Below are 23,845 nucleotides of genomic sequence, written 5' to 3'. Positions count from 1 at the left end.
GCCCTGACCTGTGGGGTCACGACGGCCCGTCACGACGCATCGGCCCCCGGAAGCCATCCTCACCGTGCTTCCGGGGGCCGCGGCACGTCCGCGTGCGGGGCCAGGATCAGAGGCGGTCCTGACGCTCCTCCGTCACGATCGTGTGGGCCTCCTGGCGGCGCTCCTCGGCGTCCCGCAGGGCGCCCGCGATCGCGGTCATCTCCCGGTGCAGCGCGGTCAGCTGCCGTTCGAGGTGCCGCTCCGGGGGTTCCGAGCCCGGTGCGACCCGGGACCACCACCGGGTCCGTACGAACGCGTCCACGGCCTCCGGGACGTCCTGGCGCACCGCCCGGGACAGCGCGTGCACGGCCTCCGGGTCCTTCGCCAGCACGTCCGCGACCGAGCTCGGGTCGAGCAGCGCCTCCAGGACCCCGTCCAGCTCCGTCAGCCGGCCGGCCGCCGCCGGCGGCAGGTCGACCTCCGCCAGGTACGTCCGCAGGGTCGCGAAGTTCTCCCGGAGCTCGTCCAGTTCCTCGGCCGGGTCCGGGAAGTCAGGCGCCGGCGGCCGCTCCGGCGGGGCGATCAGCGCGCCCGCGCCGTACAGGCCGGCCACCACCACCGGCCAGTACGCGCCCGCCAGGCCGGTGAAGGTCAGCGCCAGGCCGGCCAGGCCCGCGGCGGAGCCGGTGAGGTTCTTGCGGGACTCGAGATACCGCAGGACGCGGTCACTGATAGCCACGGATCTCCTCGAAGGCGCCGTCCAGGGAGCCGGTCGTCGCGTCGAACAGCCGGCCGCCGGTGAGGGTGGCGATCCGGTCGAGCTCGGCCCGGTCGGAGTCGCCGAACAGGATCGGGAAGACGGGCGTGCGACGGCGGTCCTCCGGCAGGGCCCGGTAGTAGTCCTCGAAGTCGCCGGCCTTGTCGCCGGAGGTGTTCTCGCCGTCCGTCATCAGCACGATCGAGGTGAACACCGAGCCGGTGTCGCCGGCACCCAGCCGCTCGTACGCCTCCCGCAGGCTGCTGTAGACCGCGGTCTCGCCGGAGGCGGACAGCCGGCCCGCGTCGCCGCGGATCGCGGCGAGCGCCCGGTCCGGCGCCTTCGGGTCGACGGTGTGGGTACGGACCTGGTCCCGCTTCACCGACGAGCCGAACGGCAGCAGCGTGACCTCTTCGCGGTCCCGGAAGTCCTTCGTCAGCTCGCTCAGCGACGTCTTCAGCCGCTCCAGGCGGTCGCCCGCCATGGAGCCGGAGGTGTCGAGCACGTACACCGTGCGGGACGGGCGGCGCAGCCGGTTGTCGTACGCGTCGAGCAGCCCGTCCGCGACCGACCGGCTGCCGGGGAACGGCAGTTCACGGCGCGGCTCGGTGGCGATCGCCGCCGCCGGACGCACCCCGGGGACGACCGGGCGGCGCAGCGTCTTCTCGGTGATCGTCCGCTGGGCGTCCGCGCCGCGCAGATGGGTGGTCAGCCGGCGGGCCGCGTCCTTCGCCTCGGGGCGGGCGGAGGCGAGGGTGGTGAACGGGTAGTCGGCGGTGACGACGCCGTCGCTGGGGCGGACCACCGTCAGCCGCGGCCGCATCGAGAGCAGCACCGACTCGTAGTTGACCAGCGCGTCCACGTCGGACCGGCGGGCGTACGCGGTGGCCAGCCAGCCGGAGGAGCCGGAGGTCAGCTTCTGCCCCGCGAAGAACTCCTTCAGGCGGGGCGTGGCCCGGGCGACGTCGGCGTCGGTGAGCGCGGACTGGGCGCCGGAGAGCCCGGACGCGATCGAGACCAGCGCGGAGAAGCCGGAGTTGGAGCGGACCGGGTCGGTCATCCCGTAGCTCAGCTTTCCGTCGGCGACGGCCCGGTGGACCTGCGCCCAGGTGACTCTCGCCGGGTCCCAGCCGAGCCGGGCGACCGCCTCGGACCGCAGGCCCAGCGCGACGGGCGAGGTCATGATCGGCGTCTCACCGGTGATCCGCGCGGCGGTCTCCGGGCGCAGCCGCAGGTAGTCGTTGGAGGACAGCCACACGGCGTCGTAGCGGCCGTCCGCCTTCCCGGACGCCACCTGCTCGACGGCGTCGAGGGTTCCCGCGTACGTCGGCCGCACGGTCACCCCGGTGGCCTTCGCGGCCGCGTCGAGCACCGGCTTCATGTCCGCAAGCTCGGAGGACGCGAGGACGCGGAGGGTGCCGGGCCTGTACGTGTGGTCGTCCGTCCCGCCGCCCTTGTCGTCGGCCACGCCGCAGGCCGCCGTCCCGGCGAGCAGGGCGCCCACGGCGAGCCCGGCGACGATGCGGGCCGCGGTGCCCGTTCTCGGCGCCCTCATCCGAGACCGCCTTCCAGCGCGCTCGTGCGCCGGGTGCGCTCCAGGTAGGCACTTGCCGACCGGAGTTCGGTGGTCAGCGACTCGACCGTGGTCGCCATCGCCTCGGTCGCCTGGACCTTGTACGTGTCGATCGCGTCGAGCGTGCGGTAGATCTGCTGGAACGCGGTGCGCAGCGTCTCCGCCCCGACGGCCGGGTCCGCCGCGATCCGCTGGATCTCGCCGGACTGGGTCGCCATCATCTCCGCGTTGCCGCGGATCAGTTCCTCCGTCGTCGACCGCAGCACGTTCACCTGCTCGGTCACCCGGCGCTGGTTCTCCAGCGCGGACGACAGCATGACGGCGATCCGCAGCGCCGACACCGTGGTCGTCGCCGCCCGGTCCACGCCCTTGATCAGCTCGTCGTTGTTCCGCCGGACCACGTCCATCGCCAGGTAGCCCTGGGCGCACACGGCCAGCTGGGTCAGCAGGTCCTGGTGCTTCTGCCGGACCGGGAACAGCACGTCCGCGCGGAGCGCGTCGGCAGCCGACGGGTCCGGGGTGGCGGCGATGTGCGCCTCGACGGCGGCGTCCAGGGCGTCGGTGAGCACCGCGTACTCCTGGAGCTTGCCCATGGTCTCCCACAGCCGCGCCCGCTCGGTCTGCAATGCCGCGTTGTCGCGGCGCAGTTCGTCCTGACCGCCGCGCAGTCCGCCGACGATCCGGTTGAGCGTGGCCTGCGAGGAGGCGTACTTGGCGATGTGGTCGCGGACCTTGTTGCCGCCGGGCAGCCGGGACAGCAGCTTGCGGGCGCCCTTCGCGGGCGTGTCGCGCGGATCGAGGTCCTCGATCGTGCGGCGCAGCTCGACCAGCGAGGAGCCGACCCGGGTCTGCGCGTCGCCGCCGCCCTCGGACAGCGAGCGGACAGTGCGGTCCAGCATCCGGTTCGTCTGCTGCGCGGCGCTGCGGATGTCGCCCGCGCCGAGTGCGGTGATCTCCCCGATCCGGCCGGCGAACTCGGGCGAGCGGGGATCGATCCCGGCGAGCGAGCCGACGTACTCGGTGGCGCGCCGGGTCATCTCGGTACGGACGGTCTCGTCCAGCGGGACGAGACCGGACGCCTGCTCGGTGCGGACCGGGGCGACCGGCTCGGGCGGGGTCAGGACGAGCGGCGGCTCGTCGGGCGGGGTCAGGAGCGGGCCCTGCGGGCTGGTGGTCATGCGGTTCCCCCTAGGAACGGGCCCGCCGCGCCATCTCGTGCAGCACCTCGCTGGTGGGCACGGGCGCCTGGCGGACTCCGGTGAGCGTCTGGTTGATGCGGCCCTTGTGGGCTGCGGTGGCGGCGGTGAACTCGGCGGCGGCGCCCTGCGGGCGGAAGCCGTGCCGGACCGCGAGCTTGCGCAACTCCGGGTCGGTGGCGAGCAGTTCGCCGAGCGCCCGGCCGTTCTCGCTGAGCGCGACGACGGTGTGGTCGCTGTTGACCGTGGTGTCCGGGTAGAGCAGCACCAGGTCCCCGAGGTCCTGCTTCGCGAGCAGCTGGGAGGCGACCTGGGACTCGTACACCAGGACCAGCGGGTTGCCGACGCCGCTGATGAAGTCGCGGAACGGCGCGTCCGAGCCGGCCTGCTGGGCGCCCTGCACCTGCGTGAGCTTGCGCAGCAGCGGCGCGGTGCGGTCCACGGCCGCCTTGTCGCCGGCGACCTTGCCGCCCTCGGCGACGTAGCTGGCCGCGGCGAGGTAGAGCGCGCCGGAGTTCGAGGCGACCGGGTCGGTCGAGGTGATGAACAGCGTCCCGCTCAACTCATGGTGCTTCTCGGCACCCTTGAGCTGCTGCCAGGTCCGGTCGGCGCGGGCGGCGGCCAGGTACGCGTCCATCTTCAATGTGCCGCCGGCCGGACTGTTCAGCTGCGCGAGCCCGTTGGCCGCCAGGACCTCGGCGGCGCCGCGGTGCGCGACGACGACGAGCGGCGAGTAGAACGGGCGCTGCGGCGCGCCGGTGACCTTCGCCTTGGCCCGAATCTCGTCGGCCGGCGCCTTGGACGACGGGAACGCGAAGTCGTACCCCTTGAGGGGGAGTTGCTCCATGTCCCAGGAGCCTGAGGTCTCCGTCCTCACGGTGAAGCCCTGGGCGGCGAGGGCCTTCACCACATCCGGATCGGCGAAGAACTCCGCCTTCTCCGACCCGATCACTCCACGCACGGTCTTCGTTGCCGTGCCTGTCCCACTGTCGCGGCCTGCGACGACGGCTGCTGCCACTCCGCCGATCAGCAGCACCGCCAGGACGATTCCCACGATGCGTCTCACGGGAGCAATGTGCTCGCGGAAACCCACATTCCAGGGGGAGTTGGGTGTACGGGCGGTGAAGTGACGATCGCGGTACCGAACCGGAGTTCGGGGTTCAGGGGGGAAGAGGGTGGCAACCCGGTCCGCGGACCTCCCCGGCTCGCGGACCGGGGCCGTCTAGGGGGCGCCGACCAGGTTCTCGTCGGCGAGGGCCGCGCTGTGCGCGTCCATCCGCTCGGCCGCGAGGATCGCGGCGGCGGTGTCGGCCCGGGAGGCCGCCACCAGCAGCGCGCGGCCCGCGAGGGCGTGTGCGCGGCGGTGCAGGGCCGGGCCGTCCGCGCCGGAGAGTCCGGCGTGCCGCGCGGGCGGTGCGCCGCGCAGCCTGGCGACCTGCTGTGCGATGAGCTCACCGGCCGCCTCGTCGCCCAGCTCGTCGGTGACGGCGAGCAGCGCGGCGAGGTGTCCGGCGAGCTGGATGTCCAGCTCGTCCTCGCGGGAGCGGTGCGGGAACCCGTCCTGGTCGTCGTCGGCCATCCGGTGGACCGACTTGGTGCGGATCGGTTCGTACATGGGGATGGCCTCCTGAGGCGGTAGCTCTGGAAGCATCCTACATTGGATTTGGTCTAAAGTTGAGTGCGGTCCGGAGTGTGCTCGGGCTATGGCTGGCTGTAGCCGTCCAGGAAGCGCCCGATCCGCGTCACCGCGTCCGCCAGGTCCGTCGCGTTCGGCAGCGTGACGATCCGGAAGTGATCCGGCTCGTGCCAGTTGAAGCCCGTGCCGTGCACCACCATGATCTTCTCCGCCCGCAGCAGGTCCAGGACCATCAGCCGGTCGTCCTTGATCTTGTAGACGCTCGGGTCGAGGCGCGGGAAGAGGTACAGCGCGCCCTTCGGCTTCACACAGGTCACGCCCGGGATCTGGGTCAGCAGCTCGTACGCCACGTCCCGCTGCTCGAGCAGTCGCCCGCCCGGCTGGACCAGGTCCTCGATCGACTGCCTGCCCTGCAGTGCCGCCGCCACCGCGTGCTGCGCCGGCATGTTCGCGCACAGACGCATGTTGGCGAGGATCGTCAGTCCCTCGATGTACGAGGAGGCGTGCGCCTTCGGGCCGCAGACCGCGAGCCAGCCGGAGCGAAAACCGGCCACCCGGTAGTTCTTGCTCATCCCGTTGAACGTCAGGACCAGGAGGTCCGGGGCGATCGCGGCGGTCGGGGTGTGCGTCGTGCCGTCGTAGAGGATCTTGTCGTAGATCTCGTCCGAGCAGACGATCAGGTTGTGGCGGCGGGCGATCTCCGTCAGGCCGCGCAGCATCTCGTCGTCGTAGACCGCGCCGGTCGGGTTGTTCGGGTTGATGATCACGATCGCCTTGGTGCGGTCGGTGATCTTCCGCTCGATGTCCGCGAGGTCCGGCATCCAGTCGGCCTGCTCGTCGCAGCGGTAGTGCACGGCGGTACCGCCGGCCAGTGAGACGGAGGCCGTCCACAGCGGGTAGTCCGGCGCGGGGACGAGGACCTCGTCGCCGTCGTCGAGCAGCGCCTGCATCGCCATCTGGATCAGCTCGGAGACGCCGTTGCCGAGGTAGATGTCCTCGACGGAGAGCGGGATGCCCTTGGTCTCGTAGTGGCTCATGATCGCGCGGCGCGCGGACAGCAGGCCCTTCGCGTCGCCGTAGCCGTGCGCGTCGGCCAGATTGCGCAGCACGTCCTCGAGGATCGCCGGCGGGCACTCGAAACCGAAGGCAGCCGGGTTGCCGGTGTTGAGCTTGAGGATGCGATGACCGGCAGCCTCCAGCCGCATCGCCTCCTCGAGCACCGGGCCCCGGATTTCGTAACAGACGTTGGCGAGCTTCGTGGACTGGATCACCTGCATGCCGAGAGCTTACGGCGGGGGCGGGCGGGACGCTTCGTGTTTTGGGACACGTCGGGCGGACCGGGCGGCGGAGCGGGCGCGCAGGGTGGGGCATGCACGGGCCCGCCGCGGCACCATTACGATCTGCACACATGTGTGCGTCCAGGCATCGAAGGCGGAGCCGGATACCGCGCTGGGTCCCGGTCGGCGGCGTGGCCGTGGCGGTCCTCGGCGTGGTGGTCGGCGGACTTGCCGCGCTGTTCGGCGGCGGCTCCTCCGGTGGGCCCTCGCGTCCGGAGTCCGAGCAGCGCCGGGAGGCGCCGGAGCTGATCGGACGTGGCGACGGTGAGGGGTCCGGCGAGCCCTCGGCGCCGTCGTCGGCGTCCTCTCCGAGCGGTTCGCCCGACGCGGCACGGCCGTCCGCGTCTCCCTCTGACTCGGCGCCGAAGACCACCGCGTCGAGTTCCGCGTCCGCGCCCGTGAAGGGCTCCGAGTCCACCAAGCCGCAGGAGGAGCCCACGAAGCCCGGCAAGGGCCATGGAGCGACCCGGCGGCCCAGGTAGGTTGACCCGTCATGTGGGTGCGGGCGTGGGCGTGGGCTTCGAGCGTTTCCGGCTGCCGGTGGCTGGGTGCGGCCGGGTCGCTCGGCGTCGCCGTGGGCGGGCTGGCCGCGGGGACGCTGCCGGTCCGTGAGCCGTGGGGGCTCTGGGTGGCCCGGGGGTCGGGGCTCACCGTGGCCGCGGCGATCCTCGCGTACCTGGGGCTGACGCTGCTCGTCGCGGCGTGGTGGCGGTACGGGGTGCTGCTCGCGCGGGGCGTCGAGGACGTCGTACGGGACCGGGTGGGCGTCACGCTCGCGTTCTGGGTCGCGCCGCTGGTGCTCGCGCCGCCGCTGTACAGCGCGGACGTCTACAGCTACATCGCGCAGGGGGCGATGGTGCTGGAGGGGCACGACGTGTACGGGGCCGGGCCGTCCGTGCTGGGGCCCGACGATCTCGGTGCGGACGCGGCCGACAGCGTCGGCGGCCACTGGACGGACACACCCGCGCCCTATGGGCCGGTGTTCCTCGTGCTCGCGCAGGCCGTCGTGAAGCTGACCGGCGGGGAGATCGTGCCTGCCGTGCTCGGGATGCGGCTGATCGCGCTGGGCGCGGTTCTGTTGATCGTGTGGGCCGTGCGGGGGCTGGGGGGCGGATCCGGTGCGTTGTGGCTGGGTGTGCTCAATCCGTTGGTCCTGATCCATGTGGTGGGGGGTCTGCACAACGACGGGTTGATGGTCGGGCTGATGCTGGGGGGCGTGCTGCTCGCTGTGCGGGGGCGGTGGGTGCTCGGGAGTGTGCTCGTCGGGCTCGCGATGATGATCAAGTCGCCGGCGGCGGTGGCGCTGCTGTTCATGGGGGTCGTCGTCGCGCGGCGCAGGGGCGCGCCGTGGGTCGTCGGGCCGGGGCTCGTCGCGACGGCCGTCGCGGCCGGGGCGACGGTGGTGGCGGGCACGGGCTTCGGGTGGGTGCGGACGCAGGGGGTGGCCGCGGCCATCCACACGGCGCTGTCGGTCACGAGCGACGTGGGGCTGGGGCTCGGGCTGCTGGTGACGGGTGAGGCGGAGCCGGTGAAGGGGGTCGTGCAGAAGCTGGGGCTGCTGGCGGCGGTGGTGATCATCGCGGTTCTCGCGTGGCGCGCCTGGAAGGGGCGGATCGAGCCGGTGCTGGGGCTGGGGCTGTCACTCGTGGTGCTGGTCGCGCTCTCGCCGATGGTGCAGCCCTGGTACCTGCTGTGGGGGACGGTCGTGGTGGCCGCGGCGGGGGCGTGGCGGACGCGGGTGGGGCAGGTGCTGGTGGTGCTGTCGGCGGCGCTCGTGTACGAGACGCAGCCGTCGGGGCACACGCCGGCGTACGGGTTCGTGCTCGCCGGGGTCGTGGTGGTGCTGGGATCGTGGTGGATGCGGCGGGTGCCGTGGGGCGGGGCGGGCGGTGGTGGCGGCGCGAGCAGTGGTGGCGGTGCGGGCAGTGAGTCCGGTGCCGCGGGGGCCGTTCCGGGGGCGATGTCCGGGACTGCATGATTTACGGCGCGTGCGGGGACTCCACCGTGAAGCCCCTCCCATGCGCCACAAATCACGCTCCACGTCCCGGCCACCACCCCCTCCACGTCCCCCGCTCCCGTGTGTGGGCGGCTATCCCGCCGTGCGGCGGATCGCTCGGCCTGCCAGTACGTCCGTTCGCTCGCCGTCCTCGATCACGAAGCGGCCGTCGACGAGGACGTGGGGGATGCCCTGGGGCGTCGTTCTCGGGGAGTCGTATGTCGAGCCTGCGGCTACCGTTCTCGGGTCGAAGAGGACCAGGTCCGCCTTGTAGCCCTCCTTGATCAGACCCCGGTCGGGGAGGCGGAGACGGGCTGCCGGGCGGGACGTGAGGTGGGCCACGCATTCCTCGAGAGTCAGGACGCCCTCGTCGCGTGCGTAGGTGCCCAGGTATTTCGGGAACGTGCCGTACGCGCGGGGGTGCGGTTTCGCTCCCTGGAGGATGCCGTCCGAGCCGCCGGTGTGGACGCGGTGCCGCATGATCGTGCGGACGTTCTCCTCGTGGCCGACGTGATGGAGGATCGTGGAGCCCCGGTCGTCGTCCAGGAGGAGGCGGCGTGCGGTGACCCAGGGTGTCTCGTTGCGCAGGTGGGCCGAGTCGGCGATCGTTTTGCCGATGTGGGGCGTGAGGGCCTTGTTCGAGACGCCGGAGATCTCGATCGTGTCCCATGCGATCGGTACGCCGTGGCAGCCGTCCGAGCCGAGCTCTTCGAGGTGGTGGCGGATGCGTTCGGCCGTGGCGTCGTCCCGGAGGCGGGTGAGGAGTGCTTCCGGGCCGCCCTCGTGGGCCCAGCTCGGGAGCATCGCGGCCAGCGTGGTGCTGCCGGGGGTGTACGGGTACGTGTCGAGGGTGATGTCCGCGCCCTGGTCGAGCGCCTTGTCGAGGAGGGCCAGGAGCTCCGGCGCGCGGCCCTCGTTCACGCCGAAGTTCATCGTCGCGTGCGCGAGATGGAGGGCGCAGCCTGCTTCGTGGGTGAGGGCGACCATCTCTTCGTAGGCCTGCAGCGCCCCGGCTCCGTACGAGCGGTGGTGCGGACAGTAGTAGCCGTCGTAGCCCGCCACCACCTTGCACAGTTCCGCGAGTTCGGAGTCGGGGGCGTACATGCCCGGGGTGTAGGTGAGGCCGGACGACATGCCTACCGCGCCCTGTTCCATGCCCTCCGACACGAGTTGCCGCATGCGGTTCAGCTCGGCCTCCGTCGCCGGGCGGTCCTCCCAGCCCACGGCGTACATGCGGACTGTGCCCTGGGGGATCAGGTACGCCGCGTTGACCGCGATGCCGCGGTCGAGGCGGTCCAGGTACTCGCCGACCGTGCGCCAGTCGAAGTCGATGTCGGAGCCGTCACCGTTCCAGCCGGTGATCGCCCGGCGGACCTCGGCGAGCGTGCGGTCGTCGACGGGGGCGTACGACAGGCCGTCCTGGCCGAGGACTTCGAGCGTGACGCCCTGCGCGGCCTTGGCGCTGTGGTCCGGGTCGCGGAGCAGCGCGAGGTCGCTGTGGGCGTGCATGTCGATGAAGCCGGGGGAGAGGGCCAGGCCCTCGGTGTCCAGGACGCGGGTGCCGGTGGGGCGCTGGCACCCCGCCGCCGCGGCCTCCTTGACGATCGAGACGATGCGGCCGTCATCGACGGCGACGTCGGCGCGGTAGGAGGGGGCGCCGCTGCCGTCGACGACCTCGGCGTCACGGAGGACGAGATCGATCATGGCCTCCCCTAGAAGAAGGTGCGGACGAAATCGACGACGGTGCCGTCGGCCTCGACCACCGGGATCAGCTGCCACTTGTCGAACGACGTGCACGGGTGCGACAGGCCCATGCCGACCCAGTCGCCGACCTCCAGGTCCGCATCGGGGCCGGTACGGAGCCAGGCGTGCTGGTCGGAAAGGCCGGTGACGGTGAGGCCGGCGGCCTCGCGGACCTCGCCGGTGCGGGCGTCGCGGACCACCTGTGCCACCGGCAGGTCGAGGTCGTACGCGGCGTCCCGCTTGCCCGCGTTGGTGAACGCCTGCTCGGAGGTCGGCCGGGACACGACCTGCGACCAGAGGCGGAACGCCGGCTGCAGGGCGCCTTCCTCGGGGACCCGGTTGAACGGCGTCAGCTTGCGGTAGTGGCCGTCGTCGTGCGAGACGTACGCGCCGGAGCGCAGCAACTTCAGCACGGGGCGCGAGAGTTCGGGGGCCTCCGCGAGGACCTCGGCGACCACGTCGAACCATGCGCTGCCGCCGGCGCTGATCACGATCTCGTCCAGGTCGGACGCGAAGCGGCCCGCCTTGTCGAAGTCCGCGGCGATCGAGACGAGGCGGTTCATCCAGTCCCGTACGCGATCCGCCGTGGCCTGCGGGACCTCGCCCTCGTACCCGGCGACGCCGACCAGACGCAGCGTGCCGACGGAGGCGACCGCGTCGGCGACGGCGGTGCAGTCGGCCTCGGTGCGGGCGCCGGTGCGGGCACCCTCGCCCGCGCCGAGCTCGACGACGACGTCGACCGGGCGGGTCGCGCCGGCCGCGCGCAGCGCCTCGTCCATGAGCTCGACGCCGCGCACGGAGTCGACGTAGCAGATGAAGCGGAAGTCGGGGTCCGCCGTGAGCTCGCCGGCGAGCCAGCGGAGGGCGGCCGGGTCGACGAGCTCGTTGGCGAAGAAGATCCGCTGGATGCCGTACACCCGGTAGACCCGCGCCTGGTGCGGGACGGCGGCGGTGATGCCCCACGCGCCGTGGTCCAGCTGGCGGTCGAAGAGCTGCGGGGACATCGACGTCTTGCCGTGCGGCGCGAAGGCCAGGTGATGGTGGCGGGTGTACTCCTCCAGGAGGCGGAGGTTGTGCTCAAGACGCTCGGCGGAGAGGGCGAGGACGGGGGTGGTGAAGCCGTCGGTGAAGAGGTTGCGGCGCTCGGCGGCCAGCTCGCCGACCGTGCGGCCCTCGGCGTCCGGGGGGAGCGCCTTGAAGCGGTGGTCGACGCGCTCGTCGCTGAGCCGCTCGCTGGGGCGGGGCATGGGGCCTCCTCCATTTGTGTTGCAGCATATGCAACGGTCATTGCGCATATCGCTAACGGGTGTCTAACATCCGGGCCGACGCCGGGTCAATGGACCCCGGAGGGGAGGAGCTCGACGGTGACCAGTAACGCAGGTACGGACGTGGATGTCGTCTGCCTCGGCGAATCCATGGTCACCTTCGTGCCGTCGGCCCCCGGACGCCTCGCCGACGTGCCTTCCTTCGCCCGCACCATCGGCGGCGCCGAGTCGAACGTCGCCTGCGCGCTCGCCGCGGCCGGACACCGCGCGAAGTGGGTCGGGCGGGTCGGGACCGACGGCTTCGGTGAGCATCTCGTCGAGGCGATTGCCGCGTACGGCGTCGACACCTCGGCGGTCGCGCGCGACCCGGAGCGCCCGACCGGCGTCTACTTCCGCACGGCCACCGATCGCGCGACCAGCGACCACGAGGTCGTCTACTACCGCGCCGGCTCCGCCGCCTCGGCCATGTCCCCGGAGACCGTGCCGTGGGAGACGGTGGGAGGCGGGCGTGTACTGCACTTGTCGGGGATCACCGCCGCCCTGTCCGAGGACTGCCTCGCGCTCATGCGTGAGCTGGTGGGTGGGCGGCCGGGACGCCCGCTCGTCTCCTTCGACGTGAACCACCGCGCCGGGCTGTGGCGTGACGGCCGGGGGCCGGAGGTGCTCCTCGGACTCGTTCGGGGTGCGGACGTGGTGTTCGTCGGGGAGGACGAGGCGGAGGAGGCGTGGGGGGTGGTCGGCCCGGATGCCGTACGCGAGCTGCTGCCCGAGCCCGCCGTGCTCGTGGTCAAGCGGGGCGGTGACGGAGCGGTGGCCTTCGAGCGCGGCGCCGCCACCCGTACCGCCGTCCCCGCCCCCCGTGTCGACGTCGTCGCCCCCGTCGGTGCCGGGGACGCCTTCGCCGCCGGGTTCCTGTCCGCGACCCTTCGGGGGCTCGGGGTCAAGGAGCGGCTGCGGCACGGGCATCTCATGGCCGCCGCGGCGCTCACCGTGCCCGGCGACCTCGCCGTCCCGGCGCGGCGCTCGCACGCCGACCGGCTCGCCGCCCTGTCCGACGACGCCTGGGGGAGACTTCGTCTCGGCCCCGGCTGGACGGGGGACCATCAGGAGGTACGTACGCCATGAGCCAGACCGTCGACCGCGCGCTGAGCATCCTGCCGCTGCTCGCCCAGGGCCCCGCCGACCTCGGCCAGGTCGCCGCCGCGCTCGGCGTCCACAAGTCGACCGCGCTGCGCCTGCTCCGCACCCTGCACGAGCACGGCCTCGTCTACCGGCAGGAGGACCAGCGGTACCGGCTGGGCGCCCGGCTGTTCGCGCTGGCGCAGCAGGCCGTCGAGAACCTCGACATCCGCGAGATCGCCCACCCTCATCTCGCCGCCCTCAACGAGCAGATCGGGCACACCGTCCATCTCGCCGTCTACGAGGAGGGCGAGGTGCTCTACATCGACAAGGTCGAGAGCCGCTACCCGGTCCGCATGTACTCGCGGATCGGCAAGCCCGTCGCGATCACCGTCGCCGCCGTGGCCAAGCTGCTGCTCGCCGACCTGTCCGAGGCGGAGCGGCGTGCCCTCGCCGTGAAGCTCGACTACCCCATGTACACGCCCCGTTCGACCCCCGACGCCGCCGCGTTCCTCAAGGAGCTGGCGACCGTGCGCGAACAGGGCTGGGCCGCCGACCTCGGCGGTCACGAGGAGTCCATCAACTGTGTCGGCGCGCCCATCCGCGGCGCGGACGGCCGGGTCACCGCCGCCATGTCGGTCTCCGCGCCGAACGTGGTCGTCACCGCCGAGGAACTCCTCACCCTGCTCCCGCTGGTGCGCCGCACCGCCGACGCCATCAGCCGGGAGTACTCCGGCACCACCCCTCCGAAGGAAGCCTCCGCATGACCGAGAAGACCGCGATCACCCCCGCCACCCACACCGCCCCGCCCGCGAAGTTCTCGCACGGCGTGAAGAAGGGCAACATCCTCCAGGTCGCCGGCCAGGTCGGCTTCCTGCCCGCCGTCGAGGGCCAGGCCCCGACGCCGGCGGGCCCGACGCTGCGCGAGCAGACCCTCCAGACCTTCGCCAACGTCAAGGCGATCCTGGAGGAGGGCGGCGCGAGCTGGGACGACGTGATGATGATGCGCGTCTACCTGACGGACGTGGACCACTTCGCCGAGATGAACGAGATCTACAACGCCTACTTCGAGGAGGAGGGCCTGAAGGCTCCCGCCGCGGCGCGTACGACGGTGTACGTCGGCCTGCCCAAGGGTCTCCTCATCGAGATCGACGCCCTCGCCGTGCTGGGGTGACCGGCGCGGTCGCGGCGCGCGCCGAGTCCGGCCGTCCAGCGGTCGTCAGGTGCCGCGGGAACACAGGACCGTGTCCCCGCCGTCGACCTTCCAGTTCCAGTAGCCCTCCCCGCAGTCCTGGCCGGGTTTGAGGAAGCCGGTGATCTGCATGACCTCGTTGTTCCCCTGGGGCACCTTCTCGGCGCCGCAGCGCCAGATCTCCATGAGGTCCGCGGAGGCGGAGCCGTCCGCCTTCACCTGGGCCGGGAAGCACTGCCCCACGGTGAACTTCCGCTCCAGGCACAGGAGGACGTCCGCCTCCGTGTCGGATCGGTGCAGCCAGTAGTCCAGGTCGATGTCCTTGTCGCACGAGTCGGAGTCGACGGCGCCCGTGTACTTCGCGTACACGCGGGTGTACGCGGTCGGGGTCCCGCACTCGACGACCTGGGGGAGCTGCGTGGACCACTTGTCGTAGCCGTCGTCGTACACGGTGAGGCAGTCGCCCTGGTCGACGGCCGCGAAGGCGAGGTCCTCGGGTTCCGGGGTCGGAGTCGGGGTGGGTGTGGGTGTGGGCGTGGCGCTGTAGGAGCTGCTGGGGCCGGTCCCGCCCGTGGGGGTGTCGGACTCCCAGGGCTGCCAGACGAAGACGACGAAGGCGACGGCGAGGAAGGCGAGCACGGTGCCGAAGGCCTTGCCTCCGGAGTCCGTTGCCGTCGGAGAAGGCGTGCCGCCGCCCGTGCCGCCCGTCGAGGACGTGGCCGGGCGGGGGCCGTTCGAGGGATTTCCGGTTGCTTTCGCGCGGTCCGGGCCCGCGGGCGGCTTCTGCCGTTTCCGGGCCTCCTCGGCGGCCCGCGCCGCCCTGGCCTCAGCCTCTTTCCGGGCCTTGGCCTCGGCTTCCTTGCGGGCCTTGGCCTCCGCCTCCGCCTGCGCGCGACGTCGTAACTCCTCCTCGCGCCGTCTGCGGGCCTCCCGGGCCTCGCGGGCGCGGGCTTCCTCCGCCTCGCGCTCGTGCGCCTCCCGTGCCTTGCGCTCCCACTCCTCCCGGGCGGCCTGCGCCGGGTCCGTGCCGTCGGGCACCTGGGTGTACACCTGCGTGGGGCCGGGCCCCGGGACCGGCCCGGTCCGCTGGTTCACGGTCAGGTCCTCGGGGCCCGATGTGGGCGCGCCCCGGCCCAGGGTCCGCCCCTGGCGGGCGTACTCCTCGATGAGCGCGGTCCACTTCGGCGGCAGCCAGCGCGCACCGGAGGACGACGCCGGGAGGCCGGCCAGGGCGGTGGTGAACTCCGTCAGGACGTCCCTCGGCTCGGGCCGTGCGCCGGGGTCCAGCGCGAGGCACGGGGAGACGAGCGGGGCGAGTGCCTTCGGGAGGCCGGAGAGGTCCAGCTCGGCGCGCTGCACCTTGACGAGCAGCCGCAGCGTGTCGTCGTCGTGCGGGTACGGGGGCCGTCCGACCGCGAGATGGAAGAGCGTCGCCCCCAGGGAGTACACGTCGGACGCCTCGGTCGACGGCTCGCCGCGGGCCTGCTCGGGGGAGGTGAACGCGATGGTGCCGAGCGTGAGGCTGGTCCGGGTGAGGTCGGCGGCGTGCGAGATGCCGAAGTCGATGAGCCGGGGGCCGCCGAGCGGCAGCAGGATGTTCTGCGGTTTCACGTCCCGGTGGACGATCCCGGCGTCGTGCAGGGTGACCAGCGCCTCGGCCGTTCCGGCCGCCACCCACCGCACCGCCGAGGCCGGCACCTTGCCTTCCGCGCGCACCAGTTCGGCGAGCGAGGGCGCCGCGATGTACTCGCTCGCCATCCAGGGCTGTTCGGCGTCGGGGTCGGCGGCGAGCACCCGCGCGGTGTACGCGCTGTCGACGCGCCGGGCCACCGTCACCTCGCGGGCGAACCGCCGCCGGTCGGTGGCGCTGATGTCGCCCTCGGCGAGCGGTGTCTTGACCGCGACCAGCCGGTTGTCCCCCGCCGCGCGGGCGAGATAGACCCGTCCCATGCCGCCCGCACCCAGCCGACCGATCAGCCGGTACGGGCCGAGCTGTCGTGGGTCGTCCGTGCCGAGCGGCTGGACGCGCGCCCTCGTCATGCCGTACCTCCCCCGTGGCACCGGTACCCCTCCACAGTGGCACGTCGGGGGCGGACTGGCCATGGGGTTCCCTGTCCCGGACGGGTCCGGGACAGGGAGTCGTGCGGGTGTCAGCTCGTGCAGTACTGCGCCTGCTTGCCGATGGAGCGGTACATGCAGTCCGAGTTCTCCAGGAGCTGGAGGACCGCGTCGCGGTTGCGGCTGGTCTCGCGCTCGATGACCTCGTCGGGCGGGTAGAAGCCGCCGTTCCAGGACGACGCCGGATACATCTCGAAGGTGTAGCCGAAGATCTTCTGCGTGCCCCACAGGTAGTCGTCGATCGACCCGTCCGTGATGTACAGGTCACTGGACTGCTCGGGGGTGTAGCCGTTGCTGGCGGCCATCTTCTGGCCGACGGCGGCGAAGGCGTTGCGGTCGTCCTGGGTCATGCCCGGGGCGGTGTCCGCGTTGGTCCAGCCGAACGGCCAGAGCACCAGCTCGCTGTACGTGTGGAAGTCGATCGCGGCCTTGATCTGCTGCTTGCCGCCGACGACGCGGGACCGGACGAAGTCCGCGACGACCTTGACCTCGGGCGCGGACTCGGGCGCCGTGCCGCGGTACGTCTCGGAGCTCTTCGAGCCGGAGGAGCCGCCGCAGCAGCCCCACTTGTAGTCCCAGTTGCGGTTCATGTCGGTGCCGACGTACGAGGAGCCGGAGTTGGGCTGCCGGTTCTTGCGCCAGCTGCGGTAGGAGCCGGAGGCGATGTCGTACTCGCCGCCGTCAGGGTTGAGGTCGGGCACGATCCAGATCTCGCGGTTGTTCACCATGTTGGTGACCCGGGAGTCGGAGCCGTAGCCGGCGCCGAGTTCGCGCATCAGGTAGAGCGCCATCTCGACGGTGAGGTGCTCGCGGGCGTGCTGGTGGTGGGTGAAGAGGACCTCGGGCTCGGCCTCGTCGGTGCCCACGTTGTCGCTGATCTTGATGGCGACGATGTCCCGGCCCTGGTACGTCTTGCCGATGACCCGCTTGTTCATGATGTTCGGGTACTGGGCGAGACGCTGGTCGATCTCCGCGTTCATCTCCGCGTAGTTGTGGTACTTGGAGTCCGCGGAGGGGAAGTCGAAGGGCTGGACGGCCTGGCCGGCCAGGGACCGGTTCGGCGGGGCGGGCAGCGCCTCGGGCCGGTGGCCGAGGGCGCGGAGCTTGCGCAGTTGGGCGGCGTTGGCGCTGACGACGACGGAGTGGTCGTCGGCCTCGTCGATGGACACGCCGGTCGCGGCGAGCGCGGTGCGTTCGGCTGCGGTGGACGGGCCGTGGATCTCGTACTGGCGGATCACCTCCTCGGTGGCGGCGGTCGGCTCGGAGTCGGCTCCGGCCTGGTACGCGCCTGCGGAGAGGGGCGCCGCGAGGGCGAGCGCCACAAGGGCCGCGAGGGTGGCGGTCCTTCTTCCGCGGGTTCGAAGTCGCATGCTGTCTCCTGGGTGGGGAGTGTGGGGGTGTGCGACAAGCAAGCTGTGCGGGTGTGTCCGGCCACATCGTGCGGCGGTGACATGCTCCGGTCAAGACGACTTCCGGGCGTGAGGAGTGAAACACGGCAGCGCCGCCGGGGGAGCGGCGGCGCTGCGGTCCTTACGGGTGACGTGCGGTCAGGGCGGTTCGTGGACCTGCGGTCACGGCAGGTTGTGCACGTGCGCGCCCACCGCGTTCGACCAGGCGTTGCCGGCCGTCGCGTCCCAGTTCGTCGACCAGGTCATCGCGCCGCGCAGGTTCGGGTACGTCTGCGACGGCTTGAAGCTGCCACAGCCGGTGCCCCGGGCCAGGCAGTCCAGCGCGTTCTTCACGATCTGCGGGTCGACGTAGCCGCTGCCCGCACCCCGCGTCGAGGCGGGCACCCCGAGGCCGACCTGCGAGGCGTCCAGGCCGCCCTGGAGCTGGATACAGGCCAGCGCGGTGAGGAAGTCCACCGAGCCCTGGCTGTACACCTTGCCGTCGCAACCCAGCATCGAACCGCTGTTGTAGTACTGCATGTTGACCACGGTGAGGATGTCCTTCACCGCGAGTGCCGTCTTGAAGTACTCGGTCCCGGTGGACTGCATGTCGATGGTCTGCGGGGCCATCGTCAGCACCATCGACGAACCCGCCTTGGCGGAGAGCTGGCGCAACGCCTTCGTCAGATAGGTGGAGTTGATGCCGTGCTCGAGGTCGATGTCGACGCCGCTGAAGCCGTACTCCTGCATCAGCGCGTACGCGCTGTCGGCGAAGGCGGTCGCGGAGGCGTCGCTGTTGATCGTGACGTTCCCCTTCTCGCCGCCGACCGAGAGGATCACGGACTTGCCGGCTGCCTTCTTCGCGGCGACGTCGGCCTTGAAGTCGGCGACGGAGCCGTAGCCGACCGCCGGGTCCAGGTTGAAGGTGATCTGGCCGGGCGTGGCCGTCGCGTCGGCGAAGGAGACGGCGATGATGTCGTACTGCGCCTGCACGTCGCGCAGCTTCTGCACCGTCGCGCCGTTGTCGAAGTTCTGCCAGTAGCCGGTCAGCGCGTGCCTGGGCACGGCCGGATTCGGGTTCGGGCCCGGGTCGGTGACCTTGGCGGTGCGGGCCGTCACGGCGGCGGACTTCGCGGACTCGCCCGCCGCGTTCGTTGCGGCGACCTGGAACTGGTACGCGGTGTCGGCGGTCAGCCCGGTCACGGTCGCCGAGGTGCCGGAGACGGTCTGGGCGGCGGTGCCGTTCTTGTAGACCTTGTAGCCGGTCGCGCCGGAGACGGCGTTCCAGTTCAGGGCGACCGACGAGGTGGTGACGGTACCCGCGGCGAGGCCCGCCGGGGTGGCCGGGACGACCGGGTCGGGGTCGGTGCCACCGCCCCCGTCCGGACCGAAGACGCTCACGTCGTCGACCTGGTAGGCGGCGGTGCCGTACCAGCCGTGCGTGTACACCTGCACCGAGGTGGTGGAGGCACCGGTCGTGAAGGTGGTCGTCAGCTGCTTCCAGGACGGCGAGTCGGGCGTCCAGGTGGAGACGTCGGTGGTCCCGATGCCGGACGCGCCGAGGTACGCGTACCCGCCCTGCACCCACGCGCTCAGCGTGTACGTGGAGTTGGGCTTCACGGCGACCGTCTGGACGCACTTGGCGTTGTCCATGCCGGCCGGGGTGGCCCTGAGCGCACCTGCCCCGGTGCGGACGGGCGAGGAGACGACGGTGCCGGATCCGGCGGAACAGCTCCAGTTGGTCAGTCCGGACTCGAATCCGGCGTTCTTGGCGACATTGACGTCGGCCGCCTGGGCGATGCCGGCGCCGCCGACGAGGACGAGTCCGGACCCGACGGCGAGCGCGACCGAGACGGCCGGCCATCGGCGCCCGCGCGAACGTGTGGTGCGGTCCACTTGCTGCCTCCGGTGGGGGAGTTGGGGGTGTGGAGGTCGTACGGAACGGTGGCCACCGGTGCTGCAATCTGGTCCAGACCAATCGGGTTGTCAAGACCTCTGGTGCCGGGCGGTGCGTCGGCGAGGCGTCCGGGAACGCCGAAGGCCCCCGCGTCGGCGGGGGCCTTCCGGCGTACTCGTCGCAGGTCAGTCCTGCTCGCGCAGCCGTTCCGCGGCGTACCCAGCCACACAGCCGACGACCAGCACGGCCACGGACATCAGCACGCTCAACGCCCCGAGATCGCGGTACGGCAGCCCCGCGGTCAGCACGAACGCCACGATCTGCGCCGCGACCGGCACCACGAACGCCGCGCTCATGTGCTGCACGGCGGATTCCCGGTGCGGCTCGGCGTGGACGCGCGCGGACACCCACACCGAGAGCGCGATGCACACCGCGTTCGGCAGGTGGATCAGCCACAGCACGTTGCTGAACGACTCCAGCCGCTCGGGCGTGGCGAAGGTGCCGTAGAAGTACGAGGTCTGCAGGTACGAGGCTATGAGCAGCACGATCAGCCCGGCCGCCCAGGCCTTCATGAGGGCGAAGATCGGTCGCCCCGCGTCCGGGGCCGGTGCTCCGTAGTTCTGGTAGTACGACATGAGTGTCCCTGGGATCCGAGTGGGGGGAACGGGGGAGTAGGGGGCAGGGGGTGGGGCCGTCGTCGGCGGAGTGGGGTCCGCGGTCGGCCGGCCGGCCGGCTCGGGTTCAGCCGGTGAGCTCGTGGAACAGCAGGATGAGGAAGACCAGACAGGCCAGACCGCAGCCGACCGTCACGACCAGGCCGAGGCGGATCGGCGCCCAGTTGTCCCGGCCCGCGATGGTCGCGGTGCGCTCCGGGTCCGCCGGGTCGTACGCGACGGTGACCTGGGCGCCCTTGCTCATCGTCCAGCCGGCGAGGTCCTTGAACTCCACCTCGCGGCCGTCGGCGGTGCGGAACACGAAGTAGTGGTCCTTGGCGTCGGAGTCCCGGTCCGGGTACTCCACCTTGCTGCACTCGCCCGTCGTGCGGACGCCCCGGCGGACGGTGTGCAGCACGGTGAGCAGCCGGCGCCCGTACGACACCGCGAACACACCGAACAGCGCCGCCATGAAGCCGAAGAACAGCAGGCTGCCGCCGGGGACCTCCATGTCAGTGGACCTCGATCGACGCGACGATCTTCGCCAGCTCGTCGTCCGAGATCTTGCCCTGCTGGGCGTCGACGCGGATGGCGAAGGTCTTGTCCTTCGAGTCCAGGCCGGTGACGATCGTGCCGTGGATCTTGGCGCCGCGGACCGGCTGGCCCTTGTCGCCCACGGACACGAACTCGAAGTCGATCCGCCGCGCGTCGTCGGTGCCCGCGATCTCGACCTTCTTCGTGGGCTGAACCTTCGAGCCGAGCTGCACCCCCGCCTCGGCGGCGATCGCCGCCTGCTCCGCGGAATGCGCGGTGGTGAAGTTCAGCTGGACGGTGATGATGCCCACCCGCCGGTCGCCCTCGGTCAGCGTGGCCGCGGCGGCGTTGTAGTCGCTCCGCTCGGCGTCGCTCTGCGGCTTGAAGGCCGGCGGGTAGGCGACGTCCACACCCTTGGTGGTCAGCTCGGACCAGCCCTCGGGCACGGTCGCCTTGGCGCCCTCGTCGTCCGTTCCGCCGCAGCCCGTCAGGGCGAGGGCCAGGGCGGCCCCCACGCCGAAGGCGGTCGCACGCTGGATGATTTTCATGACCGTACTCCTGCTCCCCTTGTCCGGATCAGTTCGCACAGTAGCTGTACGGGACATACGACCGCGATCCACCCTGGGGGGCGCCCAGGAATTCGGCGTCGTTGAGCGTTTCTTCCTTGTGCTCGGTGGAGAGCGAGAATCCGAGACTCAGACCGAGGTTCAGATCGAATCCGTATTCCGCGGCGTCGGTCTTTCCGGTGTACTTCGTCTTGCTGGACATTCCCTTGTCGAACATGAGCTGGCCGAACGGGTCGTCGTTGCCCGGGCGCGTCGTCGGGGCGTTGTTGTTGAACATGTAGTCCCACGGCGTGCCGAGATCGCTGTTCTCGGAGAGCCAGTCCTCGACGATCTTGCGGTCGGCGTCGCCCTTCTCGTCCTTCGGGATGACGATCGAATTCGTGACGACCTCGATGCCGGTCTCCGCGTCGGAGCCCTTCACGCCGGCGCTGCCGCCGCGCTTGTCGTCGTCCTTCTTTCCGTTGTCGCCCTTGCCCTTGACACCGTCCTTCGTGCCGCCCTTTTCGACGGTGCGGGTCATGTCGACCCGGATGATCTTTCCGGTCTCCTTGTCCTTGGTGACCGTCATCGTGCCCGTCTGGGTCGAGGTGGCCGAGTGCTCGCCGTTCAGCGGGCCGGCCTCGTACCCGAGCTTCGTGCCGTACTCCAGGGCCATGGAGTAGGTGTACGACTTGGTGCCCTTGTAGTTGTTGTCGGTCCAGGTGACCTCGGGCGAGAGCTTTACGTTGCCGCCCAGTGTCGCGCTCAGCTTCTTGTCGTCACCGGCCGAGATCTTCAGGCCGCCGGACGCGGAGCCCTCGGCGCCGAGCTTGCCGTACGTGATGTTCCGGTTCTTGCCGAGGTCGCGCTCGATCCGCTCCCGGGTCTCCTCCTCCTCCTTGAGGGGGCCCGTGCCGAACAGGTACAGGATGCTGTCGCCCATGCTGGCCTCGGCACCGCCGGGCATCGTGCGCCGCATCTCGTACATCTGGAGCTTCTCGATGTCCTCGCGGAAGCGCTTGGCCTCGTCCTCGCTCTCGAACACCCAGGTGTCGCCGTTGGTCACCTTGACACCGGCGCCGAGCTCCAGCGTGTCCGCGCCGATCTTGCCGACCTTGAGGCCCGGCTTGAACTCCTTCTTGGCGGCGATCGAGGCGGCGTCGGTGAACGTCATCATGACCATCTGGTCGTTGTCGTCGACCTTGCCGTCCTTGTTGACGTCCGTGTTCGCCTTGTAGTGCTGCTCCTGGAAGCCGTACTCCTTGCCGAACTCCCAGAACAGGAACTTGGCCTTGGAGCCGGCCTTGTCGCTGATGGCGGAGATCTGGCAGAGGGGGGGTTGGTAGTCGGCGTCGGTCTTGGGCTTCGACGCCTCGTCACCGGTCCCGTTGCTGCCGCAGGAGCCGAGGTCGAGGGAGGCCAGGCACCGGAACTTGTCGGCGAGCCGGCCGTCCATGCTGGTGCCGAGCAGCGCGCCCACGATGGCGACGACGACGATGGTGACGCCGACGTAGTCGAGGGCGGTGGCACCGCGGTCGTCGAGCGGGAGGCTGTCGACGCGGAGGGGACGGCCCCATGTGTCGCGCTCCATATGTGTGTCGCGCCACATTCTGGATCTGGCCGGTATTCGGCTTCCTCGTCGCATACCGCGCCCCCTCCGAAGGCTGCCGCACGGCCGCGGCCTGCTGGTGATTCCAGTGAACGGAACCAGACGGTACGGATCGTGGGAGGGGACGGCGTGGGCCCTGGGACCCCAATGTGGGCCCACCTGGGACATTGGGCCCGGTCCGGTGACGGGCGGGAGAGATGATAGAACCGTTAACTACCGGCCTTTTTGCCCGAATTGACCGTAGAGGCCTTGTGATGGTTGCCCGCCTGGGACCTGATAGGTGTTCTCTGTGTCGTAGGAGGTGGATAAAGTGCTGATACTGAGCGCGAAAGAGTATGAGGGAACTGCGGCCACCGGGACCCCGGTGGACGGAGCCTGAACGGGGAATCAGCGTGCCGACCGCCATTGCCGTCACCAGTACGGAACTGGTGCTGCCACCACAAGATCATCAGACACCGACCGCCGCACTACTGCAGCACCCGGACGCACAGCCACTGGAGGCCGCGCTCGCCGACATGCAGGTCCTGGTCGAGCAGCACGGATACGTCGTCGCGGCGTACCCGGCCAACATCTCGCCTGCCCACGAACGGCGGTTGCACACCATCCGCGCGGTCCTGGAGAGCGACCGCATCGCCCTGCTGAAGCTCGACCTGCCTCCGCTGGGCGTCGCGGTCCTGGTCCGGCAGCTGCGCCAGCTGTCCATCTGCGACTTCAGCGCAGGGGTGGTGGCCTCGGCCGCCCGCCTGCTCTCGCACTACATCTACTCCGGAGCCCTGCTGAACTCGGTTACCCGGCTCGACCGCGTGCCCGTCAGCCTCAAGACGCACGCCAAGTCGTGGGTCCCCGGATCCCAGTTCGCGGTCCTGGCCAACCCGACGCCCCAGCTCATCAAGATCGGCGGCGGGGACCTGGCCGGCCCGGAGTTCGGCACCCATCTCGCGGTCGCCAAGGGTCAGCTCCAGTCCGACTGGGTCACGAGTACCCTGGCCCCCGCCTGGCAGGTGCAGGGGGTGCAGGAGGTGACACTGCCGGCGGAGTCCGCCGGATGGTGGGGCACTTCGAAACTCGTCGAGTTCGCCGCGTTCCTGCCCAACATCTCCATCGTCTACCAGCTGGTCTCATCCGTGCGACGCGAGGTCTGCACCTGGTGCGGCCTCGAACTCATCGGTGACCGGTGCGGGTTCTGCGCGGCCCCGTTGAGCTCGGCGGAGAACCAAAACCACGCTCAAGGTGTCCTGAACGCTTAGGGGGCACCGAGGAACGCCGGGGGGCGCGTCCTGCGGACGCGCATGTTCCTCCCCTCTGCTT

Annotated in this window: 21 protein-coding genes; 6 read left to right on the top strand and 15 right to left on the bottom strand. The window is 71.1% G+C overall.

Annotated features, from left to right (window positions below; all coding sequences use genetic code 11):
* Positions 1–106: 106 nt before the first annotated feature.
* From R2D22_RS13655 to R2D22_RS13630, 6 genes are all read right to left on the bottom strand, one after another.
* A complete protein-coding gene (locus R2D22_RS13655; RefSeq protein WP_318103424.1) occupies positions 107–718 on the bottom strand; it encodes a hypothetical protein in 612 nt (203 codons plus the stop codon).
* Positions 705–2,291: a substrate-binding and vWA domain-containing protein gene (locus R2D22_RS13650; protein ID WP_318103423.1), complete on the bottom strand. Its 1,587-nt coding sequence runs from the start codon at positions 2,289–2,291 to the stop codon at positions 705–707. The genes R2D22_RS13655 and R2D22_RS13650 overlap by 14 nt, the downstream gene beginning before the upstream one ends.
* Positions 2,288–3,487: a toxic anion resistance protein gene (locus tag R2D22_RS13645; protein WP_318103422.1), complete on the bottom strand. Its 1,200-nt coding sequence runs from the start codon at positions 3,485–3,487 to the stop codon at positions 2,288–2,290. The genes R2D22_RS13650 and R2D22_RS13645 overlap by 4 nt, the downstream gene beginning before the upstream one ends.
* 10 nt (positions 3,488–3,497) lie before the next feature.
* Positions 3,498–4,598 carry a hypothetical protein gene (locus tag R2D22_RS13640; protein WP_318103421.1) on the bottom strand — a complete coding sequence of 367 codons (1,101 nt, stop codon included), beginning with the start codon at positions 4,596–4,598 and terminating at the stop codon, positions 3,498–3,500.
* Positions 4,599–4,727: 129 nt separating this feature from the next.
* Positions 4,728–5,120, bottom strand: a complete 393-nt coding sequence (locus tag R2D22_RS13635; protein WP_318103420.1) for an SCO4983 family protein — start codon at positions 5,118–5,120, stop codon at positions 4,728–4,730.
* A gap of 86 nt (positions 5,121–5,206) precedes the next feature.
* Positions 5,207–6,418 (bottom strand): pyridoxal phosphate-dependent aminotransferase, encoded by a 1,212-nt coding sequence (locus R2D22_RS13630; protein WP_318103419.1) that lies wholly within the window; start codon positions 6,416–6,418, stop codon positions 5,207–5,209.
* A gap of 191 nt (positions 6,419–6,609) precedes the next feature.
* On the opposite strand from R2D22_RS13630, the gene R2D22_RS13625 reads away from it, so the two are divergent.
* On the top strand, positions 6,610–6,960 hold the full coding sequence (locus tag R2D22_RS13625; RefSeq protein WP_318103418.1) for a hypothetical protein: 351 nt from the start codon (positions 6,610–6,612) through the stop codon (positions 6,958–6,960).
* An 11-nt stretch (positions 6,961–6,971) separates the two neighbouring features.
* On the top strand, positions 6,972–8,456 hold the full coding sequence (mptB, locus tag R2D22_RS13620) for a polyprenol phosphomannose-dependent alpha 1,6 mannosyltransferase MptB (RefSeq protein WP_318103417.1): 1,485 nt from the start codon (positions 6,972–6,974) through the stop codon (positions 8,454–8,456).
* A gap of 111 nt (positions 8,457–8,567) precedes the next feature.
* Here mptB and R2D22_RS13615 read toward each other — a convergent pair whose 3' ends face one another.
* Complete coding sequence (locus R2D22_RS13615) at positions 8,568–10,178, bottom strand: N-acyl-D-amino-acid deacylase family protein (RefSeq protein ID WP_318103415.1); 1,611 nt, start codon at positions 10,176–10,178, stop codon at positions 8,568–8,570.
* Between the two features lie 8 nt (positions 10,179–10,186).
* Positions 10,187–11,464, bottom strand: coding sequence for an amino acid deaminase (locus R2D22_RS13610; RefSeq protein WP_318103414.1), 1,278 nt, complete (start codon positions 11,462–11,464; stop codon positions 10,187–10,189).
* Between the two features lie 117 nt (positions 11,465–11,581).
* On the opposite strand from R2D22_RS13610, the gene R2D22_RS13605 reads away from it, so the two are divergent.
* The 3 genes from R2D22_RS13605 to R2D22_RS13595 are packed head-to-tail and all read left to right on the top strand — an operon-like array spanning position 11,582 to position 13,775.
* The gene (locus R2D22_RS13605) at positions 11,582–12,607 is read left to right on the top strand and encodes a sugar kinase (RefSeq protein ID WP_318103413.1); all 1,026 of its coding nucleotides are present in this window, start codon (positions 11,582–11,584) and stop codon (positions 12,605–12,607) included.
* A complete protein-coding gene (locus tag R2D22_RS13600) occupies positions 12,604–13,368 on the top strand; it encodes an IclR family transcriptional regulator (RefSeq protein WP_318103412.1) in 765 nt (254 codons plus the stop codon). The genes R2D22_RS13605 and R2D22_RS13600 overlap by 4 nt, the downstream gene beginning before the upstream one ends.
* A complete protein-coding gene (locus R2D22_RS13595; protein WP_318103411.1) occupies positions 13,365–13,775 on the top strand; it encodes a RidA family protein in 411 nt (136 codons plus the stop codon). Before R2D22_RS13600 ends, R2D22_RS13595 begins: the two co-directional genes overlap by 4 nt.
* 45 nt (positions 13,776–13,820) lie before the next feature.
* Here R2D22_RS13595 and R2D22_RS13590 read toward each other — a convergent pair whose 3' ends face one another.
* The 7 genes from R2D22_RS13590 to R2D22_RS13560 all read right to left on the bottom strand — a co-directional run bounded on the left by R2D22_RS13590 (position 13,821) and on the right by R2D22_RS13560 (position 22,519).
* Positions 13,821–15,833, bottom strand: a complete 2,013-nt coding sequence (locus R2D22_RS13590; RefSeq protein WP_411977017.1) for a serine/threonine-protein kinase — start codon at positions 15,831–15,833, stop codon at positions 13,821–13,823.
* A gap of 110 nt (positions 15,834–15,943) precedes the next feature.
* Positions 15,944–17,281 carry a M14 family metallopeptidase gene (locus tag R2D22_RS13585; protein ID WP_318103408.1) on the bottom strand — a complete coding sequence of 446 codons (1,338 nt, stop codon included), beginning with the start codon at positions 17,279–17,281 and terminating at the stop codon, positions 15,944–15,946.
* A 201-nt stretch (positions 17,282–17,482) separates the two neighbouring features.
* Positions 17,483–19,195 carry a chitinase gene (locus tag R2D22_RS13580; RefSeq protein WP_318103407.1) on the bottom strand — a complete coding sequence of 571 codons (1,713 nt, stop codon included), beginning with the start codon at positions 19,193–19,195 and terminating at the stop codon, positions 17,483–17,485.
* A 186-nt stretch (positions 19,196–19,381) separates the two neighbouring features.
* Complete coding sequence (locus R2D22_RS13575; RefSeq protein WP_318103406.1) at positions 19,382–19,831, bottom strand: hypothetical protein; 450 nt, start codon at positions 19,829–19,831, stop codon at positions 19,382–19,384.
* A gap of 106 nt (positions 19,832–19,937) precedes the next feature.
* A complete protein-coding gene (locus R2D22_RS13570) occupies positions 19,938–20,360 on the bottom strand; it encodes a DUF3592 domain-containing protein (protein WP_318103405.1) in 423 nt (140 codons plus the stop codon).
* Position 20,361: 1 nt separating this feature from the next.
* Positions 20,362–20,931 (bottom strand): outer membrane protein assembly factor BamD, encoded by a 570-nt coding sequence (locus tag R2D22_RS13565; protein ID WP_318103404.1) that lies wholly within the window; start codon positions 20,929–20,931, stop codon positions 20,362–20,364.
* Between the two features lie 28 nt (positions 20,932–20,959).
* A complete protein-coding gene (locus R2D22_RS13560; protein ID WP_318103403.1) occupies positions 20,960–22,519 on the bottom strand; it encodes a hypothetical protein in 1,560 nt (519 codons plus the stop codon).
* Positions 22,520–22,929: 410 nt separating this feature from the next.
* Between R2D22_RS13560 and R2D22_RS13555 the strand changes: the two genes are divergently transcribed.
* Positions 22,930–23,784, top strand: coding sequence for a hypothetical protein (locus tag R2D22_RS13555; RefSeq protein ID WP_318103402.1), 855 nt, complete (start codon positions 22,930–22,932; stop codon positions 23,782–23,784).
* The last annotated feature ends 61 nt before the right edge of the window (positions 23,785–23,845 follow it).

The organism is Streptomyces sp. HUAS YS2, assembly GCF_033343995.1.
In the GTDB taxonomy this organism is placed as follows: Bacteria; Actinomycetota; Actinomycetes; order Streptomycetales; family Streptomycetaceae; genus Streptomyces; species Streptomyces solicathayae.
This window is presented reverse-complemented; position numbering and strand designations above follow the sequence as displayed.